Origin of the sequence: Paenibacillus sp. TAF43_2 (assembly GCF_052113545.1) — a bacterium.
Lineage (GTDB): Bacteria > Bacillota > Bacilli > Paenibacillales > Paenibacillaceae > Pristimantibacillus.
The window spans coordinates 1-20830 of sequence record NZ_JBFRDK010000057.1; the positions used below are offsets into that span (position 1 = coordinate 1).

A 20830-nucleotide genomic window follows, 5' to 3' on the forward strand; every position below is an offset into this window, starting at 1 on the left:
CATGGCCAGATGGCTCAAATTGTGCATTTTGGTTAAGGTAGCTCTGTTGGCCTTGGTAATTACCCGGTTGTTGCGAAAACTGATTCACGTCGTGTCCTCCTTGAATTACAATCGTATTGTCTTCAAGTGAATGCCGCTTGTTTCGCTTTCTACATGCGAAAAACAAGTATGCAATCGCACTTGAAGCTTTCTTATTGTGTAGGAGTGACCTGTTTTTTATAACTGTTATCTTTTGGGTTTCCCGTTCGGAAGCAAGATGGAATCCTCCACCTTGATACAACGATCCATTATAACCTCTAGACCGCCTGCTGCAGCAATCGAAGCCGCTTCCTCGTTTGCAATGCCAAGCTGCAGCCAGAAGGTTTTTGCGCCGATGGCAACCGCCTCTTCAGCTACAGGCGGCGTATGCTCGCTTCTGCGAAAAACATTTACGATATCTACTGGCACGGGAATATCTTTTAGAGACGCATAACTTTTTTGTCCTAAGATTGAATCGGCGTTAGGATTAACAGGAATAATCGTATAGCCCTTCGCTTGCATCGCTTCAGATACCATATAGGAAACGCGCTCTGGATTGTCTGACAAGCCTACAACAGCTACCGTCATGCTATTCTCCAAAATACCCTTAATATGCTCGCGAGTTGGATTCTCAAATGCCATGATCATACCTCGATTCATTATTTTGTGAACAAGCTTCTAAACGTCAACTAATAATTAGCCTTCAATCCATTCAACCTTAGCGCCTAAAGCTTGCAAATGATCGAAGAATATCGGATAGGACTTCGCTACATGATGTGCATCACGAATTCGAATAGGCTGTTTCGCACGCAATCCAACGACCGATAATGCCATGATGACTCGGTGGTCGTAATGCGCATTGATTTCGACACCGCCCTCTACACCTTCAGGACGTCCATGCACGATAATCTCTGCTTGGCGTTCTTCGACATTAGCTCCAGCTTTTCTTAATTCATTCAAATAATCGGTAATGCGGTCACACTCTTTGTAACGCAAATTTTCTACATTATAAAATCTAGAGGTGCCTTCAGCAAAAACAGCCGCTGCAACCATTGCGAGTACTGCATCCGTTGCATGATCGCCATCGAACTCGACTGCTTTGAGCTTGCCATTGCCCTTCACGTGAACAATGCCATTCTCATGCGTAAGCGGAACTTCCATCATTTTCAACACATCAACGACAGCGCGTTCCCCTTGCTTGCTCTTCTCTTCCAAGCGGTGTACGATAACATCCGATTCCGTTACAGCCGCAGCTGCTAGAATGGCTGCAGACCCTGGATAGTCGCCTTGCACAGAATAAGTTTTTGCTTCATAGCTTTGACCGCCTGGAATGCGGAACCGCATATAGTCCTCATCTGCATGGATAACAATACCCGCTTGCTCCAATACTTCTAGTGTCTGGCCAACTACTACTTTTGACTTCAAATCATGCAGCACTTCAATTTCACTGTCCTCTTCGAGAAGAGGCGTCAAAAACAGCAGCGCACTCAAAAATTGCGAGCTTATGTTGCCTGAAACTTGAATTTTGCCGCCCTTTGGAGCGCCGCCTTTAATTCGAATAGGCAGCTTGCCTTCATTATGCTCAATAGAAACGCCCATCGCTGTCAAAGATTCAATGAGGTCGCTATGAGGTCGTTTACCTAGAGAATCTGGATAACGATTAATAAAGGTTACGTCTGGGCAAAGTGCCGCGATCGCCATCAAAAACCGCAAAACCGCACCTGCATTACCTACATCCAGCTGCTCAACTGGCTTAGGATTGCGGCCAAAACCGGTAATAACGATTTTTTCCTCGTCTTCCTCTACCGTTGCTCCCAAATCCCGAATGCAGCGGCGCATTGCATCGCTGTCTTCACTGTGGGCTGGGAAATAAATCRTACTCGTTCCTTCAGCTAGAGCGGCTACCAGAAGGTAGCGAGTGGTATAATTTTTTGAAGAAAGCGCTTGAAGTTCACCTTCAAGCCTTGGCGTTGGTGTCACTAAAACGTCCATAGTTCGTATGATCTCCCTTTACAATAATATATACACATCTACAGCTGATCGGCTGATTGAGGTGATGATGATCTCAGTTATTTATGAAGCGACCATTGCTCGAGTATTGCAGCAACAACCTCTTCCACACTCATATTAGTCGTATCGATCGTAAAATGAGCAAAATCGTAAGCATGCTCACGCTGTTTAAGCAGCAGATTAACCCGCTCCTCTGCATCGCCTTGAAGCAAAGGCCGCTCTGTGTCCGTCTTTACCCGAGCGATGATTTGATCTGGACTCGCCTTTAAAGCGACGACAAAACCGTTTTTAAGCATTAGCTCACGATTAATGGGACTTAGCACTGCGCCGCCGCCTGTTGCAACCACACAGGTATCCTCGCGCTCCAAAATCGTTCCCAGCACTTTGGTTTCAATGATCCGGAAACCTGCTTCGCCATCCGTTGCGAAAATATCAGAAACCCGCTTGTTTTCCAGCCTTTCGATTTCCTCATCGCCGTCGATGCGCGTGCAGCCCACCTTCTCAGAAAGCAGCTTGCTGACGGTTGATTTGCCGGTTCCCATAAACCCGATAAGCACTAATTTACTCAATTGTTGCCTTCCCATCGTAACCGTTTCACCCTTTTCGTTCATGTTAAACCAATTTTTCTACAATATCATATCATTTTTTTGTAATACTAGGGTATAAAAAAGTTATATATGCCGTATGGATGATAAAGATGTTTATTCGAGAATAGGAGTGACATTAGCGATGAACAGTGATCTTCAGTTGCCTGATCAGAGTCCAACTCAAAAACGCTTCAATCGTATTCTCGATCCTGACCATCCCCTTTGCCGGGAGGATGTGGTTTGGATGCTTGAATTTATTAAAAAAAAGGTGGCTGACGAAGATCCAGCCTTAAAGGATCTTACGCAGCCACGCTTATTTCAAAATTTTCATTTCTTTGCCGAAGCGGCCATGTCGCTCATCCATCGCAGACATTATTCCAATCAAGAGGCYGATCGGCTGCGCGACTGTTTGCGTCAAGCAGCTTATGGCTTAAATAAGGACAATCCTCGCGAGATGAGGAACTAATGGCTGATCTAATTAAGATTGCATCCAGTTAAAGTGGAAGCTTCCTTCTTTGTCCACACGTTTGAATGTGTGAGCACCGAAGTAGTCACGCTGCGCTTGAAGCAGGTTTGCAGGCAAACGCTCCGTACGGTAGCTGTCGAAGTAAGCAATTGCACTTGAGAATGCAGGAACCGGCACTCCGTTCGAAACTGCAGCGGAGATCACTTCACGCCAAGCCCCTTGGTACGACTCAACGATGTTTTGGAAATAAGAATCAAGCAAAAGGTTGCGCAGGTTAGGATCACGGTCGTAAGCGTCTTTGATGTTTTGCAGGAAGCGAGCACGGATAATGCAGCCGCCGCGGAAAATCATAGCGATTTCGCCGTAGTTAAGATCCCAGTTAAATTCTTCAGAAGCTGCACGCATTTGAGCAAATCCTTGAGCGTACGAGCAAATTTTACTTGCGAACAATGCTTTGCGAACAGATTCGATAAATGCTGCTCTGTCACCTTGGAAAGGTGTTTTTGCAGGTCCGTTAAGTACTTTGCTTGCCGCAACGCGCTCTTCCTTCATAGCTGACAAGAAACGAGTAAATACGGATTCTGTAATGATAGAAAGCGGTACGCCAAGATCTAGCGAGCTTTGGCTTGTCCATTTTCCAGTACCTTTTTGACCAGCGGAATCCAAGATAACATCTACCATTGGCTTGCCTGTCTCAGGATCATATTTGGAGAAGATATCTCTAGTAATTTCGATTAGGTAGCTGTCAAGCTCGCCTTTATTCCACTCGGAGAAAATTTCGTGCAGCTCTTCAGCACTAACATCAAGTACGTTTTTAAGCAGATCATAAGCTTCGCAAATCAGCTGCATATCGCCGTATTCGATTCCGTTATGTACCATTTTTACATAATGGCCGGCGCCATCTGGTCCGATATATGTGCAGCAAGCATCGTCTCCAACTTTAGCTGAAATAGCAGTAAGAATAGGTTCAACCAGCTCGTAAGCGGATTTTTGTCCACCCGGCATGATAGAAGGTCCTTTTAGTGCTCCCTCTTCGCCGCCAGAAACGCCAGTTCCGATAAAACGGAAGCCTTTAGCTTCAAGATCTTTGCTGCGACGAACAGTATCAGGGAAATAAGCGTTGCCGCCATCGATGATGATATCGCCTTCAGCCAAATGTGGAACGAGTGAATCAATTGTTGCGTCTGTTCCTGCACCTGCTTGTACCATAATCAAAATTTTGCGGGGAACTTCCAATGATTGAACAAATTCCTCGATTGTATAAGTAGGAACAAGATTTTTTCCAACTGCTTCTTGAACAAGATCATCAGTCTTCTCGCGGGAACGGTTGAACACCGATACCGTGAAGCCTCTGCTTTCAATGTTAAGGGCAAGGTTTTTACCCATTACGGCTAATCCAATTACACCAATTTGCTGTTTTGACATCTGGTTCTTCCATCCTTCATCATCTATTTTGGGTCACAATAGTTTCATTTTACTCTTTTTGCGGCAAGAAGAAAACTGTCTGCAAGGAAAAATGTCGCAATAGTCGCATCAATAATATTGAGAGAACTAAAAAGTTTACCTTATATATACCTAAAAGCTTAGTCATTTTTATAATAAAAGGAGTCTTTTTTAATGGTAAATGAACAACATAAAAACGATCAAATGCTGTTAGAAGGCAGCTTTTGATCGTTTTTATGTTTTCAAATGGGGGCCAGCTTCTATCATCAGAGTTCCAATTGCAACATTTCCGAGCGAAGAGTATTCAGCCGCTCTTTAGACTCAGTAACCGCTTCCTCATCCTTGCTCTCTAGCGCGTCAAACAGCATTGATAGCTCATAATCCAGCTCATAACGCAGTACAACCGCTCTTTCCTCAGCGCGCTTTGATTGAAATGCTCTAATCATTTCTTCTATTGTAACGAAAGGCTTCTTCTGATAAATAATCCGATGTTCCATACCGGACACCTCCACGAGTCGTATAATCTCACCGAACATAATACTCTCAATGACGATTTGACGATCTTTAATTCGCTTCACAATCGCATGTCCACGTGTGTCATTAATCAGCTTTTCAATTAATTCTGACAGCTTCTCATCTTTAATAATGTAGTCCCCGACAATTTTGTAACGGTTCTTCATTCGCTGGAACTGAAGCTTAACGAGCTTGCGGCCAGTTCGAATGGATACAAGAAACTGTCCCTCCGTCTCACTCCAGTACAAGGAGTACCCTTCCTGAATAAGATCGCGGATGAGATTTTGGATTTGCCGCCGGTCAAATCGCAGCTCCAAATTGCAATATTCGACTTCATGGCTTTTGTTCACGGCAATCCCTCCCTTACCTCAGAATAGTTGACGAAATGTTCTGATAATTTGTTCTTACTTTTATCTTATACTCCATCTTATGTTATGGCAACTTGGATTATTGACTAATTTTACGCTTACAGCCGACTTATCTCAAAAAAGGGCGCGAGCGTCTTCATATGAAGCGGTCTCGCACCCTTTTGATCTTATATTCCATAGGCCTTCATGGATTTTTCAAACCCATTTCATGCATTTGTTTTCAAATTCAGTTGCGTAAAGCAAAAGTGATAGCTTCTTCTAATTCTAGCTTTTGCGCTTCTAATTCGTTCCTTTGCTTAATCTCTACGATTCCATGAGCAGCATGTTTCCCTACAACAATGCGCAGCGGTATGCCGATAAGATCGGAGTCTTTGAATTTGACGCCTGGGCGCTCGTCACGATCATCGAGCAGCGTCTCTACCCCAGACTCAAGCAATCTTGCTGCAATATGCGCGGCCAGATCCATTTGGACCTGATCCTTCGCTGATACAGGTACCACATGGACTTGGTAAGGTGCTATCGATTTAGGCCAAATGATGCCATTGCTATCGGAGTGCTGTTCAAGTACTGCAGAGAGCAAACGTGAAACTCCGATGCCGTAACAGCCCATTATTAACGGCTGCTCCGAGCCCGACGCATTTAAAAACTTAGCATTTAGCGCTTCACTGTATTTCGTTCCCAGCTTGAACACATGGCCAACCTCAATGCCGCGGTAAAATACCAAGCTGCCTGTCTCGCATCGCGGGCACCCGTCGCCTATTGCTGCATTTCGATAATCACCTGCCTGCACATCCGTCAAATGAATGCTTGGGATAACGTTTCCGATATGATAATCCTGCTCGTTCGCTCCTGCAATTCCTGATTTCATCGCAAGAACCGCATGGTCAGCATAAACGGGAATTTGCAAGCCGATCGGCCCGGCAAAGCCAGTAGGTGCGCCAGTTACCCGCTCTGTCGTAGCTTGATCCGCAAGCTCCAGATGAGCTACAGCAAGCGCATTTTTCACTTTTATTTCATTTACCTCATGGTCTCCCCGAACAACAACAGCAACCGGAGCACCGTCAGCAACATAAATCAGTGTTTTCATAAAAGCATCTGCTCCAAGGCCAAAAGCCTCGACAAGTTGGTCAATCTTCTTAATCTCCGGTGTACGATGACGCACCATCGCAGCATCATTATTCTGCTGTGTATCCGTTGTTTGTTGCGACAGCTTGTATTCAGCTTTTTCCAAATTCGCCGCATAGTCGCATGAATTGCACACAGCAATCGTGTCTTCACCAATATCAGCGAGTGCCATAAATTCATGTGTTCCGCCTTCTCCGCCAATTGAACCTGCATCAGCTTCAACCGGACGGTAATTTAGACCACAGCGTGTGAAGATGCGATTATAAGCCTCGTACATGCTCGTATAGCTGCGATGAAGCCCATCAAAGTCCTCATCAAAGGAATAAGCATCTTTCATTAAAAACTCTCTGCCGCGGAGCAAGCCATAGCGTGGACGCTTCTCGTCGCGGAATTTAGTTTGAATCTGATACAATGTCATTGGCAGCTGCCGATAAGAGCTTACCTCGCTGCGCACCAGAGCTGTAATCACTTCTTCATGCGTGGGTCCAAGCGTAAACTCGCGATCATGGCGGTCACGCAGCCGCATAAGCTCAGGTCCATACACATCATATCGACCCGATTGCTGCCACAGCTCTGCCGGCTGCATAGCGGGCATTAATACCTCTTGAGTTCCGGCTTGATCCATTTCTTCTCTTACGATTTGCTCGAGTTTTCTGAGTACGCGCCTGCCAAGCGGCAAATACGTATAAATACCTGCGGCAAGCTGTCTAATAAGACCTGCACGCAGCATTAATTGATGGCTGGCTGCTTCCGCTTCTGACGGCGCCTCGCGCAAGGTAGGCATTAAAAGCTTACTCTGTCTCATAATAGATAACCCTCCGATTATTAGATTTATGCCATAAAAACAAAAAAACGCATTCGTAAGGGACGAATGCGTTCGTGGTACCACCCTCAAATAGCCGCCAAATAATCTGGACAACTCTCAATAGATAACGGAATGAATATTCCGGCAGCGGAGAAGGAAGTATAAGCTCCCCGCTGCAGCTCGCAAGATAGGGATTAATCAATCGTTCATAGAAGCCTTCCAGCCTTCGGGCTTCCTCTCTGATAGAAACGTTTGCTGATTAACATAGTCTTGGTCGACGCTGTTGCGATGTCATTAACTTTTGACAAATTTACAATACAACGATGATGAAGTCAAGCCAATTTTCAGGGCGCTTGCTGCTTAGCATTTTAGCTCGTTCGATTTGGTCTGAGCACAGCCGAACCAAAGGCAATCAGAACAGCAGCGAATAAAAGCAGGATAAGAAGCGGAAGCAAGACGTCACTAAAGCTGCCCCCGCCGCCTAAACGATCAATTGCTGTAAGCGCCCATTTTTGCGGCAAGAAATTAGCAAGCTTTTGCATAAAATCAGGAAGCATGGAAAGAGGAAAGAAACAACCGCTGATCATGCAGGACGGAGCGATGATAATGTTGTTGATTTGAGACAGCTGCGTGCTATTGCGCACCAGACCCGCTACCGCTGAAGCAAGGCCGACAATTGCAAGCAAAAAGAATTCTAATACGAGCAGCATCCATCCAAACGAAATACCAGGTGAATAGTCAAATACGAAATAAGTTAAGCCTAGAACAATGACAAGCTGAATCGTGCCCACCAGCATGCTGCCCATAAAATTCCCAAAAGCAATATCAAGCGAGCGAAGCGGCGCTGTGTACATCCTTGCCATGGTGCGCTGCTCTCGATCTTCCATAATAAAACCGATTGACTGGCTGACAAGCAGCATAACAAACATAAGGATAAGACCGATCATCGTTGGATCGGATACAATTTTGCCAAGCTCCATTTCCGTATTTACAAGGACAGCTTTAGGTGAAGCTTGCGCTTCCAGCAAAGCGCTCAGCTTGGATAAATCCACTGGAGATTCAGGGTCAGTCCCTCTTGCAAGAGCGGCAGAGGAAGACAGCTTCTCAGCTTCTGTCTGAAGTGTAGCTTCAAGCGAAGCGTTCCAAAGCTGCGTATTCATTCGGTAAAGCTGAGCTGATGAAGGGCCTCCCTCCATCATTTTTGCTGAGAAATCCGAAGGAATATAGATGGCAGCATCCGCTTTGCCCTCTAGGACTCGATCCTTTAATTGCTGTTCATTCATCGCCGGCTCCGAATGAATCTCATACAATGGCTCTTTCTGTAGTGAGGATGCCAAATATTCGCCTAATATTCCTGAGTCAGCATTATTCACGATAATAATAGCCTTATCTCTATTCGTACTAGCGAACAACCCTGCCATTATAGATAAAATGATCGCTGGGACAAGAACATTCATAATCAATCCGCGACGTGAACCCATGGTGCGTCGTACGAGATGTGCAGCAATTTGCAAACTAGGCATGCTTTCTCACCACCTTTGGCAGTCTGATGACTGCGATTATTGTTATACCTAAAGCGATTGCTCCAAGAATACCGATTTCATTCCAAATCGTTGCTGATGCTTCACCGTTCATAATGGCACGAAGCGTTTCATTAGCCCAATGATTAAGCGTCCACTTATCGAGACCTCCTACCATCTTCTCAATGCCTGTAATCATTCCGCCGCTAATAAAGGTCATGCTGAATACAATGATGCTGAACAGCGTTTGTGTCGTTTTTTTGGATCGTACGAAGGATGAGATCGTAATAGCAAGTGCAGCCCCAGCAGCAGTCGTAAGCAGACAAGTCAGCGCAATAGCTCCAAAGTTATTTCCCCAATCGACGCCATACACAAAAGCTGTAAATGCGATAATCACTGCCGCTTGCAGCGCTGCAAGCATGACTCCTCCTAAAATAATGCCAAACACAATGGCTCTAAATGAGCCTGGAATTGCGTACATACGCTGCAAGGTTCCCGCTTCCCTCTGATTGAGCAGCGCGATCGTCGCCGTCATGCCGCCATAGAGCAAAAACATAATTAAGTAGGCCACAGAATAGTATTGCATCGCTGATTCTTTGCCAAAGGCTTGATTATCTCCTGAGCTCAAATTTTTCGTCTCAATGTGTGATTGTCCTGCTGGCGCTTGACTTTGAGCAGCACCCGCACTTAGCTCTGGTCCAAGGATTTGCAAAGCTGCGGATTGCAAATTTACAGCAGCCATATATTTATTGATAAAAGCAGAAGCAGCAATATTTTTTTCTTCATAGCGCCCTTCAAACGTTGACCAATTCGCCGTTTCCCCTGCGCTTAGCTCACTGGAGAAATTTTTCGGAATCGATACGCCATAATCAGCAATACCCTCGCGTATCCAGTCCTTTACCTCCTTCTCTGAGTTTGCATCTAGAACCTTCACATATGGTTTTATTGCTTCATTGCTCCAGAAAGCATCAATGCTAGCTCGCATTTCCCCCTGATCCGCATTATATAGGGCAATTTTAGCCGGCTTTATTTCTGTGTCAAATGCGCTGCCAAGCAGCAAAATCAACAATAAGGGCAAACCGATCAAAATAATAAGAACAGAACGCATCCGTGTATATTTTATAAGCTCATAATAAGCAGCTGTCCACCATGCTGGCATCACCATCATCTCCTATTCGTCACGTAATGTGCGTCCGGTCATTTGCAGGAATAGCGATTCAAGATTCGGCTCTTCCCGCGTCAGCTTGCGAATATTAATGCCATGCTTCTGAAGGATAAACAATAAATCCTGTAATACAGACAAAGATTCCTTCACCGTCACTTCAAGCGTCAAGCTATTATCTCGTTCTGCAAGCTGAAGCACGCCTGGATGCTCAGCCATCTCTGTCATTGCCGGCGCCGATTTTTTATCAATTCCAAAAATCAGCTTCTCTTCTTGGCCAACCTGGCGTTTTAATTCATCCTTCGTCCCGCATGCAATAAGCTTGCCTTTATCAAGAATGCCGATTCTTGTGCAAATCGCTTCTACCTCTTCCATGTAATGGCTGGTGTAAATGACGGTAGAGCCTAACTTATTTAATTCCCTAACGGACTCCAAGATATGGTTGCGTGACTGAGGGTCGATTCCAACCGTTGGCTCATCCATAATGATCAGCTTTGGGCGGTGCATGATGGCGCAAGCAATGTTCAGTCTCCGCTTCATTCCTCCTGAGAATGTGCTAGGTTTATCCTTCGCTTTGTCCAGCAACCCTACGAATTGCAGCGCCTCATCCACACGATCGCGAAGCAGCGAACCTCTGAGACCGTAAAGCTTTGCAAAAAAAGTAACATTTTCGCGAGCGGTCAACGTCTCATAAATAGCCAGCTCCTGCGGCACTAAACCAATCCGTTTCTTTACTTCAAGCGGATGCTTGCGAATTGAAAAACCTTCAACTAAAATATCTCCGCCGCTTGGCTTCAGCAAACCAGCCAACATATGAATCGTTGTACTTTTTCCCGCTCCATTTGGACCAAGCAAACCAAAAATTTCACCCTGATCAATATTGAAGCTAAGATGATTAACCGTTATCGTTGTGTCGTATTTTTTGACAACCTCGCGAAATGTAACTAGATTCATATTTATTCATCCTTTCAGTTCGTTTCTGATAAACCAATTGTACGTCATGAAAGGCAACGAAACAGGTCTAAAAAGTCATCTTATGAAGGTGACTAAAGTCATCTCTTTGTAAAATGGCTTCTATCCGCATGAAGGTTGGATGAAAAGCGGTTTCAGTCTCGTTCGCTCATTAAACAATGTGCTATAATAAATCAAATTCAGCTGCAGGAGCTGCTCGGATATGAAGAAACAACTGAACCAAATTCGATCCTTGTTAGTAGCGATTCCTTCTATTATTAGTATCGTGCATGTAGAAGCAGGTTTATATGCTCAATACACCGCCTCTGTACTCCTTGCTCTGCTCCTAACGAAAACTGGCTCCATGTATCCTAAATACCGAATTTTATTGCTGGTACTGGAGTTAATCGCTTTTTCATGGTTTTCCTATTCGTACGGCGGAGTTCTGTTTCTATTGCTTTTCTCTACCCTTATTGCCTCATTTCAACAAAGGCCGACTCGCATGGTCAGCACTGCTTGGACCATCGCTGGCTTAGCTGCTTTATTGACAGGTATGTATGGCAGAGAACCCGAAATCATATTTGCCGTAGCGGTACTATGGATAACTACAGCAGCCGCCCTCTATGCTTCCAACGAGTTTGAGGACAAACATCATCAAATAGAGGATTTATACGGAGCACTGGCTGCCAGCCATGCAGAGCTTGACTCAGCAAGACGCAGAATGCAAGATTACGCTTTGCAGGTTGAGTATCAAGCCCAGATCGAAGAGCGAAACCGCATCGCCAAAGATATTCATGATGATTTGGGGCACCGCCTCATTCGCGTCAAAATGATGTCCGAAGCGGCTTTGCATTTATTCGATGCAGATACCGCAAGAGCTCGCAGCACGGTTGAGCAAATGCGTGATCAGCTGCAGGACAGCATGGAGCTGATGCGCAGAACGATACGAAGACTTGCATCAGATGCGGAAAAGGACGTTAGGCAATATGCCCTCGACCGTCTGGTTGAAGAATCCGCTTCTGCTCTAGGCATATCCGTAAGCTTCCGTGTAACAGGTCATCCCAGACCTCTTTACCCCAGCATCGAGCTCATTTTATTCAAAAATGCCCAAGAAGCGATCACGAATGCTGTTCGGCATGGAAATGCGACATCGGTTTCGGTTACTTTAAATTTTTTAACTGCGTACGTAGCGCTGACCGTATCCAATAATGGCAGCTTGCCCGATGAGCCTATCGAAGCTGGTCTTGGCATGAAGGGGATGCGAGAGCGGATTGCCTTAATAGGGGGCCAAATGGACTGGCAGAAGGCCGATCAGTTCTCAATAACGACAACACTTCCGCTGCTTGGCGGTTAACGACGATTCTGCTCTTTTTAGAAATGGAGAGATTTGAGCAAATGATTGAAGTGCTGATAGTGGATGATGATCCTTTTATACGAGAGAGCATGAACGTTATTTTAGGATTGGATAACGAATTGCATGTCGCTGGCGTTTGTGCAAACGGTCTGGAGGCCGAACAATTTGTCCGCCAACACCCCGTTGATGTCGTGCTAATGGATATTCGGATGCCGCTCTGCGATGGGGTGGAAGGTACGAAGCTGCTGCGCGCACTTGATCCTCCACCTGCCGTGCTTATTTTGACGACATTTGATGATGACGAGTACATCGCGCAAGCCATTCGAAACGGAGCCAACGGCTATTTGCTCAAAAATGTACCGCCAAGCCGTATTATAAGCGGCATAAAAACTGTTCATGAWGGTTCCGTGCTGATCCATCCCGACATCGCCCGTAAATTGGCTGGGATGCTGGAGACGCCACGAGCCGACTCAGCCAAATCAGTAATGATTTCCGGCCTTACGCAAGCTGAGGTGCAAATTGTTCGTCTGATTGCGGACGGTCAATCCAATAAGGAAATTGCCGCTACCCTTTTCTTAAGCGAAGGAACAATTAAAAATTATATTACTGAAATACTTAATAAACTCGAGCTTCGAGACCGAACGCAAATCGCCATTTTTTATTTGAAATTATTGCACCAATAATTGTTTGATTGAAGGAGATTAATTTAATGACAACACAGATTACTTCTACCCCGCTTGTTGGCTTTACACAAGCCGATTTCGATGTTTTTGCGCTTCAAGGGCTTGAGGAGCGTATGGCTGCTATTCAAAATCAGATTCAGCCGAAATTCCGAGCGATCGGCGAGCAGCTCAGCGTCGATGCAGCTGTTCACGCCGGCAATGAAATGTACTTGCATGTTGCAAGGCATGCTCGTCGTAAAGTGAATCCGCCAAAGGATACTTGGCTTGCCATTTGCGCTAGCAAACGCGGCTACAAGGCACATCCGCATTTTCAGCTTGGATTGTTTGATGATCATCTATTTATGTGGTTTGCACTCATTTACGAAGTTCCGCATAAATCCAATATCGCAACGGCCTTCTTGAACCAAATTGATGAGGTCATTGCAAATGTACCTAAGGATTTTGTACTTTCACTTGATCATATGAAAAAAGAGTCCACCGCTGTCAATACGATGTCAAAACAAGACTGGAACGATGCGCTCGTTCGTTTCCGTGATGTTCAAAAAGCTGAACTGCTTATCGGCCGTCATGTGCAAGCGAGCGATCCGATTCTCAAAGACGGCGATGCGCTGCTTGAGCTTACTTCCTCCACTTATAAAACGCTTATGCCGTTATACCATATGGCAAATGTATAAGAATGGATTTAATATCTATTCAAAAAAGGCAGTACCTTTAGGTCCATTCTGACCTAAAAGTACTGCCTTTTATCGTTTAGTTACGCTTGCTGTGATGCAGCCGCTTCCGCATGTGCTGAGGAAGCCAAATTGCGCCGCTGCTTGCGTGAAGTACGGAAAAATAACAGCTCATAGACACAAGGAACGATAATTAGCGTGAGCAGCGTAGCCGCAACTAGCCCGCCAATAACGACGATCGCTAAACTTTGGGAGACGATGCTGCCCGATTCATGCGAACCGAATACGAGTGGCAGCATCGCGGACACTGTCGCCACCGCTGTCATTACGATTGGACGCATCCGTGTCGTAGCCGCTTCAATCAACGCTTCACGAATCGGCATCGTCAGCTCGTTTTGCTTCACACGATCAATTAATACGATAGCATTCGTGACGACAATTCCGATTAGCATCAGCGCTCCGAACATGGCTGTGAAATCCGGCGTTACGCCTGATACAAGCAAGCCTGTTACTGCGCCGATTGCTGCAAGCGGCAAGGAGATCATAATCGCCAGCGGAGCACGAAGCGTCTTGAACGTTAACACCATGATCAGATAAACAATACCGATTGAGATAAGCGCTGTTAAGCCCAAATCTGCAAAGTCGCTCGATTGGTCAGCCGACGCTCCGCCTACTGCAAGGCTGACGCCATCAGGAAGCTTGAGATCCTTTGTTGCTTTTGATATTTCATCGCCGACGACCGATAGTTCTTTTGGTTCGGCGCTCGCTGTGACACGGATATACGTTTTGCCTTCTTTATGGTAGTACAAGGATGGCTCCTCGGTACGAACGAGCTCCGCTACCTTCGACATCGGTGTTGGACCAGACTCTGTCATTACGGTTAATTTCTCTAGTTCTGCCTTTGAATCTGGGTTTATAACAGGCAGCATAATAACCGGAATTTCACTGCCTTCTTGCTGGATCGATCCTATCGGCAATGGATTAAGCATGCTTTGCAGCTGCATGGCTACCTCTTGGCCTTTGGCAAGGGTAGGATCAACATGGAAGGAATAAACCGACTTTTTCTCCTCTTGATTGCTCTCGACCTTGAGCACACCGTCGATAGGTTTAATCGCTGCGATCAACTGGTCTGCGGTTGTCGAGAGCTGCTCCAAGTTTTCACCAGAGACATCGATGTAAATTTGCGATGATCCGCCGCCCATAATTAGATCGGCCGCATCAACCGTCAAGGTTGCGTCCTTATAATTATCTTTCTGAGTCTTGATATTATCCATCAAGAGCTCTGCGTCAACGCCTTCCTTCAAATCCACCATAAAAGTAATGAGCGTTGGCGAAGTCACCGAGCCATACTTAGCCGCATCTGCACTATTGCCAAGCATCATCATGACCCATTCAATATCTGGATTTGCAGTTAGATAGGATTCGAATTTCTTCCCGGCTTCGAGTACTTGATCCGCCGGCGTATCGCTCGGATATTGCAGTGCTACATTTAAATTCCCCGCACTTGAGGAATCAAGCGCTCCTTTTGGCATGAACATATAAGCGCCGATCGATCCTGCAAACAGCAATACCGCAATGATTAACGGCACTAATTTATGAGCAAGATTCCAACGAATGAAGGAAGCGAATTTTGGAGAACCAGCATGCTCCTTCTCCTTTGTGCCGCGAAGCAATATTGCACTTAAAAGGGGTACAACTGTCAGCGCTACAAGAAGAGAAGCGAGCAATGAATAAGCGACTGTCAGCGCGAATGGCAGAAGAAATGCTTGCAATGAACCGCGCAGAAGGCCCATTGGCAAAAATACTGCAACTGTAACGAGAGTTGACGAGGTAATGGCCGAAGCCACTTCCTTCGTTGCATCCGTAATTAGCTTAATAGAGAAGGACTCCTTCTGCAGCCTTCTATAAATATTTTCAATAACGACGATACTATCATCGACCAGCCTTCCAACCGCGACGGCTACGCCTCCAAGTGTAATAATATTAAGTGATACACCAGAGAGCTGGAGCAGATACAGCGTTATGCCAAGCGACAACGGAATCGAAACAATCGTCACGAGCGTTGCTTTAAAGTTGCGCATGAACAATAAAATGACGATGGTTGCGAACAATGCACCAAGCAAAACCTCTCGCAGCATACTATTAACAGAAGATACGACCGAATCAGATGTGCTCAAAATGATGGAAGCATCGATTCCTTCCACATCTGCATTTAAACGATCAATCGTTTCTTTGATTGCTTTGCCTACATTCACAGCATTCGCATCAGCAGATTTAGAGACCGTGAACATAATCGCATCTTTGCCGTTCATACGGCTTATGCTTTCTTGGTCTTTGGCGAGCTCAACCGCTGCAACATCCCCGAGCTTCACGCCTGCTGCAACAGGAAGCTTGCGCAGTGTTTCCACATCAGATACCTGATCGTACACATTAATATTGCCATCAGACCCATCGAGCGTGCGTTCCCCGAGTGAAACCGACGCTCCCCTGCCTTGAAGCACGCCCATTAACGCTTGTACGGGAATTCCTGCCTGTGCAAGCTTCTCCGTATTGGGTACGACATGAACCGATGGCGACGACTTGCCGCTAATGCTAACCTCGCCCGCACCCTCGGTCTTTTTAAGCTCCGCCGTTACTTCTTTCAGCTTTGCGTCTTTTTGCTGCTCAGATAATCCTTCATCAAAGGTCAACGTCACCCATGAGATTGGAATCATTGAAGTATTCAATTGCAAGACAAAAGGCTTCATTACATTTGCCGGAAGCTGTACCTGAGCGACCAATTGCTCGACTTCCGTCTTCGCTTCCTTCATATTCGTCTTCGAATTGAAATTCAAGCTGATTTGAGCATAACCATCACCTGATGTAGAGAACATATCCGTTTTTCCTTTAACCAGCGTTACAGCTTCTTCCAAAGGATTTGTGACCATCTGCTCCATCGTCTTCGCGTCATTCCCCGGCCCTATTGCCGTGACCATGACCTGTGGATTATCTGCAGCAGGCAGAAACTCCATCGGCAGCCTCAAATAGCTGATTACCCCCATCACTAAAGCCATAATGACGATCAGTATAATAGCCGCCTTATTTCGGAACGACCATTCCGTCAATTTACTCATTTGTTTCCGACTCCTTCTCCGATTACGGATTTCTTTTTTTGTCTTTTCTAATCATAGAGGGAAAGTATGATTACCAAAAACGTCCAGAGAAGGTTATTGGTTCTCGGCTTTAGTCTTGATTCATCTACGACCAGAGACTGAGGATGTGGACAGCCTGGAATAAAAATGAGTAAGTACTCACTTTTATTTAAGGCATTCTCTGTATATAATTGGGTGGAGTGATTACTCATTTGAGAAAGTGGAGTGTGATCGATGATGACTAACAGTCCAGCAGTATTAGCTGAAACAACCTTCGCCGTAGAACTACAAGACATTAACCGCTCATTTGGTGATCGTACCGTTCTTGATGGCATTACACTTTCTATTCCGCGAGGTGAACTATTTGGTTTATTAGGCCCATCGGGCTCGGGGAAAACGACGCTAATCAAGGTCATGACTGGAATAGACAGGGCAAATGCCGGAACGGTCCGCATGCTTGGCGAGCCCATGCCGCAATTAAAAATGCTGCAAGCCTTTGGATATATGGCTCAATCAGACGCTTTGTATAGTGAATTGACTGGCAAGCAAAACTTAGCGTTTTTTGGGGCTATGTTTGGATTAAAGGGAGCCATACTGCAAGATCGGATTCAAACGGTCTCCAAGCTTGTTGCGCTAACCGATCATCTTCATAAGCAAACGGTTGCTTATTCTGGCGGCATGAAACGCCGGCTTTCGCTTGCTATTGCACTATTGCATGAGCCTGAGCTTCTCGTACTCGATGAACCAACCGTTGGCATAGATCCTGTTTTACGCCAATCAATTTGGAATGAGCTATCCGATTTGAGCAAACAAGGCGTGACCATTATTATAACAACCCATGTTATGGACGAGGCCGAGAAATGTGATCGGTTAGGGCTCATTCGAAGCGGTAAACTTACAGCCATCGATACGCCTGAAGCACTTAAGCAGCAAGCAGGCTGCGCCACACTCGAAGAGGCGTTCATTGCGCTTGGTCAAAGCAAAGGAGCTGAACAATGAGAATACGTGCGCTCGCCATTCGAATTATTAATCAATTTTTGCGTGATAAACGAACGCTTGCCTTGTTATTTCTTGCTCCCCTGCTCATCTTAACTTTAATGAAATTAGTTTTTGATGGGCAAGCTGTCTCTCCAGCAATCGGAATGGTTAATGTGCCTGCAGCTTTAACAGAAAAGTTTGAGCAGCTTGATGCTGAAATCACACTTTATGATGAAAGTGCTGCTGCTCAAGCTGCTTTACAGGGCGGCAAGCTCGACGCGATATTGGAAGCGAGCGGCGGCATGCCTAAACTAACGCTTGAGGGCAGCGATCCCTCCATCAATCGAGCGGTAATATTGCTTATTCAAAGCGTGATGCAACAAGGCTTAGATAAATCTGCCCCTGCTATATCATACTTGCACGGCGGTCCTGACATGGCTCCATTCGACTCCTTTGGGCCTGTCTTAATAGGCTTCTTCTCGTTTTTCTTTGTTTTCTTACTTGCAGGTGTCTCCTTCCTGCGCGAGCGAACGAGCGGTACTTTGGAGCGCTTATTAGCTACGCCAATTAGACGAAGCGAAATCGTAGTCGGTTATTTAGCCGGTTTCGGTATTTTCACCCTGATTCAAGCCTGCTTGATCGCCTGGTATTCCGTTCAAGTTCTTGGGATGTACATGGAGGGCAGCATTTTATATATGCTGGTCATTAATTTATTATTATCCTTAACAGCATTAACACTAGGTACACTGTTGTCTTCTTTTGCAAGCAGTGAATTTCAGATCATACAATTCATTCCTATTGTCATCGTGCCGCAAGCCTTCTTCTCCGGGTTGTTTAACCTTGATGCCATGAACCCCTGGCTGCAAAAGCTAAGTTACCTAATGCCTCTTTACTATGGCGCAGATGCTATGCAGGGAATAATGATACGCGGCGAGCGCTGGAGTGATTTTCAGGTAAATGTATATGTGTTGGCGGGATTTTCCTTATTGTTTGCTGTATTGAATGTGCTGGCTCTGAAGAAGCACCGCCGTATGTAGACAATAGAACAACTGGTATAAACAAAGGAATGGGTTAACGCGAAGGAGTGTCTTGCATGTCAGAACCAGTCGATCAATGGCTGCAGAAGCTATTGCAACTAGATAATGAAGAAGAAAAAATGACGGAAAAACAATTGAAAATCGTGCAGGCTGCCTCCGAAATCTTTGCTGAGAAGGGCTTTGCCGCCTCTTCTACAAGTGAAATCGCCCAGCGAGCCGGTGTGGCAGAAGGAACGATTTTTCGTCATTATAAAACCAAAAAGGATTTGCTTTTCTCGATTGTTGCGCCTGTTATGGCAAAGTTAATCGCTCCATTTGTACTTCGCGATTTCTATAAGGTTCTCGAGAACCGATTTGACACATTTGACCTTATGTTGCGCGCCATTATAGAAAATCGCATTACATTTGTTGAGCGTCATGTTCAGGTGTTGAAAATTTTTGTTCAAGAGATTCCCTTTCATCCCGAACTGCTCGATCAATTCCAGAAGCTCATCCTCTCAAAAGTGGTACAAAAATTCAGTATTAGTATTACGCAATTTCAGCAGCAAGGCGTAATCGTTAATTGGGCCCCCCTTACTGTCATTCGATTAATCGCCTCGTCCTTAATCGGTTATGTCCTTAGTCGTACGTTCATCGGAAAAACAGATGGCATTCACTGGGATGATGATTTAGAGAAAGAGGCGACTATTACTTTTATTATAAAAGGGCTTGCCCCTTAAGCTCCAAAAGAAAACAAGCCGGTCGCTCATCGCAAGATGAGGAACCGGCTTGTTTTCATTTTATTTTGCAGCATTAACTTCTTTTTCGCCAATTCCATTTGTATCCATTTGACGGAAACGAAACAATAGCAGCAGAGCAGCTAGACATAGTATGCCGCCGAGCAAGTATGGCAGTCCCATTTCTATCGTGAAGAAAAATGAACCGAGCAGCGGGCCGGCAATACGCCCCAAACTGTCCATCGAAGAGCTTAGACCGGATGCTACCCCTTTGCCTACAGTCGTCTTCTGAGTGATGAGCGAGGTGACACATGGCCTAATTAAGGCATTGCCGATTCCGAATACAGCAAGTGACAACGTAGCCCACCAAAGGGAATGTGCGCCTAGAAGCATAAAAAAACCAAGTGCCGAGATGACAAGTCCGATCGCAATATATTTCGGCTCCTCGCCTGTCTTAATTCTCCGTCGCACAACTCCGCCTTGAACGAGTGCTCCCACAAAGCCGCAAACAAAAAATAAGATTCCGACCTGAAATGGAGTCACATCAAAACGCCGCATGCCAAAAAACTGCAGGGTCGCTTCCATTCCAGCGAGAGTGAATGTTACAAAAAAGGCTAACACATACAAATATTTCAGCGGTCCTGTAAACGCAGCCCAGCGTGATACACGCTTCTCTGACTGGCTGCTCCGCTGCTCAGGTGTTAGTGATTCCTTGAGCTTAGATGCAGCCAAAATGAACGTTATCAGCGCTAACGCTGATGCTGCATAAAATGGCGTTTCCAGTGAGATCACGCTTAACAAACCGCCAACGCCAGGTCCGATCGTAAAGCCTAATCCGATGGACATCCCAACGAGCCCCATCCCCTTCGTTCTTTCCTCAGGCGATGTAATATCAGCGACATATGCTACAATAACGGAAGCAACCGCCCCCGAGAACAAGCCCCCTAGCACCCTTGAGAGGTACATGAGCGTTAAGTCTCCTGACGATAAACCAAATAACAAGAAACTTGCGGCAAAGCCAAGAATACCTATTAAAATAATCGGCCGTCTGCCGATACGGTCGGACAAGCTTCCCCAAAATGGTGATAAGAAAAAGGAAACTGCAGAATAAACAGCAAGCATCCAACCTGTATGGAGTTCCGCTTTGCTCGGATCTGCGGCTTGAATAATTTCTGGCATAACCGGGATGATAATGCCGAACCCTATAAATGTTGTCATTAAAGTAGCCATTACAATTAGCATTCGTTTATCTTTCATAATACAACCCCTCCACCAACCTATGTTACCATATC

General features: G+C 45.6%; 18 protein-coding genes. 7 read left to right on the plus strand and 11 right to left on the minus strand.

What is annotated here, in order from left to right; all coding sequences use genetic code 11:
- Positions 1 to 225: 225 nt before the first annotated feature.
- The 3 genes from AB4Z17_RS14590 to AB4Z17_RS14600 all read right to left on the minus strand — a co-directional run bounded on the left by AB4Z17_RS14590 (position 226) and on the right by AB4Z17_RS14600 (position 2639).
- A complete protein-coding gene (locus tag AB4Z17_RS14590; RefSeq protein ID WP_441960464.1) occupies positions 226 to 660 on the minus strand; it encodes a CoA-binding protein in 435 nt (144 codons plus the stop codon).
- 54 nt (positions 661 to 714) lie between these two features.
- Positions 715 to 2010 (minus strand): 3-phosphoshikimate 1-carboxyvinyltransferase, encoded by a 1296-nt coding sequence (aroA, locus tag AB4Z17_RS14595; protein WP_441960466.1) that lies wholly within the window; start codon positions 2008 to 2010, stop codon positions 715 to 717.
- Positions 2011 to 2087: 77 nt separating this feature from the next.
- The gene (locus AB4Z17_RS14600) at positions 2088 to 2639 is read right to left on the minus strand and encodes a shikimate kinase (protein ID WP_441960468.1); all 552 of its coding nucleotides are present in this window, start codon (positions 2637 to 2639) and stop codon (positions 2088 to 2090) included.
- A 118-nt stretch (positions 2640 to 2757) separates the two neighbouring features.
- On the opposite strand from AB4Z17_RS14600, the gene AB4Z17_RS14605 reads away from it, so the two are divergent.
- A complete protein-coding gene (locus tag AB4Z17_RS14605; protein ID WP_441960470.1) occupies positions 2758 to 3081 on the plus strand; it encodes a hypothetical protein in 324 nt (107 codons plus the stop codon).
- 12 nt (positions 3082 to 3093) lie between these two features.
- On the opposite strand, the gene gndA is transcribed toward AB4Z17_RS14605, so the two are convergent.
- From gndA to AB4Z17_RS14635, 6 genes are all read right to left on the minus strand, one after another.
- On the minus strand, positions 3094 to 4506 hold the full coding sequence (gndA, locus tag AB4Z17_RS14610) for an NADP-dependent phosphogluconate dehydrogenase (RefSeq protein WP_430060898.1): 1413 nt from the start codon (positions 4504 to 4506) through the stop codon (positions 3094 to 3096).
- Between the two features lie 284 nt (positions 4507 to 4790).
- Positions 4791 to 5387, minus strand: a complete 597-nt coding sequence (locus AB4Z17_RS14615; RefSeq protein ID WP_076268222.1) for a hypothetical protein — start codon at positions 5385 to 5387, stop codon at positions 4791 to 4793.
- Positions 5388 to 5631: 244 nt separating this feature from the next.
- Positions 5632 to 7335 carry a proline--tRNA ligase gene (locus tag AB4Z17_RS14620; protein ID WP_441960472.1) on the minus strand — a complete coding sequence of 568 codons (1704 nt, stop codon included), beginning with the start codon at positions 7333 to 7335 and terminating at the stop codon, positions 5632 to 5634.
- A 368-nt stretch (positions 7336 to 7703) separates the two neighbouring features.
- Positions 7704 to 8858 carry an ABC transporter permease gene (locus AB4Z17_RS14625; protein WP_441909581.1) on the minus strand — a complete coding sequence of 385 codons (1155 nt, stop codon included), beginning with the start codon at positions 8856 to 8858 and terminating at the stop codon, positions 7704 to 7706.
- Positions 8851 to 10014: an ABC transporter permease gene (locus tag AB4Z17_RS14630; RefSeq protein ID WP_441909583.1), complete on the minus strand. Its 1164-nt coding sequence runs from the start codon at positions 10012 to 10014 to the stop codon at positions 8851 to 8853. Before AB4Z17_RS14630 ends, AB4Z17_RS14625 begins: the two co-directional genes overlap by 8 nt.
- Positions 10015 to 10026: 12 nt before the next feature.
- Positions 10027 to 10971, minus strand: a complete 945-nt coding sequence (locus AB4Z17_RS14635) for an ATP-binding cassette domain-containing protein (RefSeq protein ID WP_441960474.1) — start codon at positions 10969 to 10971, stop codon at positions 10027 to 10029.
- Between the two features lie 220 nt (positions 10972 to 11191).
- Here AB4Z17_RS14635 and AB4Z17_RS14640 point away from each other — a divergent pair, with 220 nt between their 5' ends.
- From AB4Z17_RS14640 to AB4Z17_RS14650, 3 genes are read left to right on the plus strand one after another with little or no spacing between them, the layout of a single operon-like run.
- Positions 11192 to 12322 carry a sensor histidine kinase gene (locus tag AB4Z17_RS14640; RefSeq protein WP_441960475.1) on the plus strand — a complete coding sequence of 377 codons (1131 nt, stop codon included), beginning with the start codon at positions 11192 to 11194 and terminating at the stop codon, positions 12320 to 12322.
- Positions 12323 to 12363: 41 nt separating this feature from the next.
- Positions 12364 to 13005 (plus strand): response regulator transcription factor, encoded by a 642-nt coding sequence (locus tag AB4Z17_RS14645; protein ID WP_441960507.1) that lies wholly within the window; start codon positions 12364 to 12366, stop codon positions 13003 to 13005.
- 26 nt (positions 13006 to 13031) lie between these two features.
- On the plus strand, positions 13032 to 13679 hold the full coding sequence (locus AB4Z17_RS14650) for a DUF1054 domain-containing protein (protein WP_441909588.1): 648 nt from the start codon (positions 13032 to 13034) through the stop codon (positions 13677 to 13679).
- An 80-nt stretch (positions 13680 to 13759) separates the two neighbouring features.
- On the opposite strand, the gene AB4Z17_RS14655 is transcribed toward AB4Z17_RS14650, so the two are convergent.
- Positions 13760 to 16789: an efflux RND transporter permease subunit gene (locus AB4Z17_RS14655; RefSeq protein WP_441960477.1), complete on the minus strand. Its 3030-nt coding sequence runs from the start codon at positions 16787 to 16789 to the stop codon at positions 13760 to 13762.
- A gap of 252 nt (positions 16790 to 17041) precedes the next feature.
- Between AB4Z17_RS14655 and AB4Z17_RS14660 the strand changes: the two genes are divergently transcribed.
- From AB4Z17_RS14660 to AB4Z17_RS14670, 3 genes are read left to right on the plus strand one after another with little or no spacing between them, the layout of a single operon-like run.
- On the plus strand, positions 17042 to 17806 hold the full coding sequence (locus AB4Z17_RS14660; RefSeq protein WP_441960479.1) for an ABC transporter ATP-binding protein: 765 nt from the start codon (positions 17042 to 17044) through the stop codon (positions 17804 to 17806).
- Positions 17803 to 18822: an ABC transporter permease gene (locus tag AB4Z17_RS14665; protein WP_441960481.1), complete on the plus strand. Its 1020-nt coding sequence runs from the start codon at positions 17803 to 17805 to the stop codon at positions 18820 to 18822. Before AB4Z17_RS14660 ends, AB4Z17_RS14665 begins: the two co-directional genes overlap by 4 nt.
- A 56-nt stretch (positions 18823 to 18878) precedes the next feature.
- Positions 18879 to 19541, plus strand: coding sequence for a TetR/AcrR family transcriptional regulator (locus AB4Z17_RS14670; protein WP_441960483.1), 663 nt, complete (start codon positions 18879 to 18881; stop codon positions 19539 to 19541).
- A 60-nt stretch (positions 19542 to 19601) separates the two neighbouring features.
- Here the strand turns inward: AB4Z17_RS14670 and AB4Z17_RS14675 are convergent, their stop codons facing one another.
- The gene (locus AB4Z17_RS14675; protein ID WP_441960485.1) at positions 19602 to 20795 is read right to left on the minus strand and encodes an MFS transporter; all 1194 of its coding nucleotides are present in this window, start codon (positions 20793 to 20795) and stop codon (positions 19602 to 19604) included.
- Positions 20796 to 20830 lie beyond the last annotated feature (35 nt).

What these genes read in the sequence shown, in the direction of transcription:
- AB4Z17_RS14590 (WP_441960464.1), bottom strand. Translation starts at nt 660, where the DNA reads ATGGCATTTGAGAATCCAACTCGCGAGCATATTAAGGGTATTTTGGAG.
- AB4Z17_RS14600 (WP_441960468.1), bottom strand. Translation starts at nt 2,639, where the DNA reads ATGAACGAAAAGGGTGAAACGGTTACGATGGGAAGGCAACAATTGAGT.
- gndA (WP_430060898.1), bottom strand. Translation starts at nt 4,506, where the DNA reads ATGTCAAAACAGCAAATTGGTGTAATTGGATTAGCCGTAATGGGTAAA.
- AB4Z17_RS14620 (WP_441960472.1), bottom strand. Translation starts at nt 7,335, where the DNA reads ATGAGACAGAGTAAGCTTTTAATGCCTACCTTGCGCGAGGCGCCGTCA.
- AB4Z17_RS14625 (WP_441909581.1), bottom strand. Translation starts at nt 8,858, where the DNA reads ATGCCTAGTTTGCAAATTGCTGCACATCTCGTACGACGCACCATGGGT.
- AB4Z17_RS14630 (WP_441909583.1), bottom strand. Translation starts at nt 10,014, where the DNA reads ATGCCAGCATGGTGGACAGCTGCTTATTATGAGCTTATAAAATATACA.
- AB4Z17_RS14635 (WP_441960474.1), bottom strand. Translation starts at nt 10,971, where the DNA reads ATGAATCTAGTTACATTTCGCGAGGTTGTCAAAAAATACGACACAACG.
- AB4Z17_RS14640 (WP_441960475.1), top strand. Translation starts at nt 11,192, where the DNA reads ATGAAGAAACAACTGAACCAAATTCGATCCTTGTTAGTAGCGATTCCT.
- AB4Z17_RS14650 (WP_441909588.1), top strand. Translation starts at nt 13,032, where the DNA reads ATGACAACACAGATTACTTCTACCCCGCTTGTTGGCTTTACACAAGCC.
- AB4Z17_RS14655 (WP_441960477.1), bottom strand. Translation starts at nt 16,789, where the DNA reads ATGAGTAAATTGACGGAATGGTCGTTCCGAAATAAGGCGGCTATTATA.
- AB4Z17_RS14660 (WP_441960479.1), top strand. Translation starts at nt 17,042, where the DNA reads ATGATGACTAACAGTCCAGCAGTATTAGCTGAAACAACCTTCGCCGTA.
- AB4Z17_RS14665 (WP_441960481.1), top strand. Translation starts at nt 17,803, where the DNA reads ATGAGAATACGTGCGCTCGCCATTCGAATTATTAATCAATTTTTGCGT.
- AB4Z17_RS14670 (WP_441960483.1), top strand. Translation starts at nt 18,879, where the DNA reads ATGTCAGAACCAGTCGATCAATGGCTGCAGAAGCTATTGCAACTAGAT.
- AB4Z17_RS14675 (WP_441960485.1), bottom strand. Translation starts at nt 20,795, where the DNA reads ATGAAAGATAAACGAATGCTAATTGTAATGGCTACTTTAATGACAACA.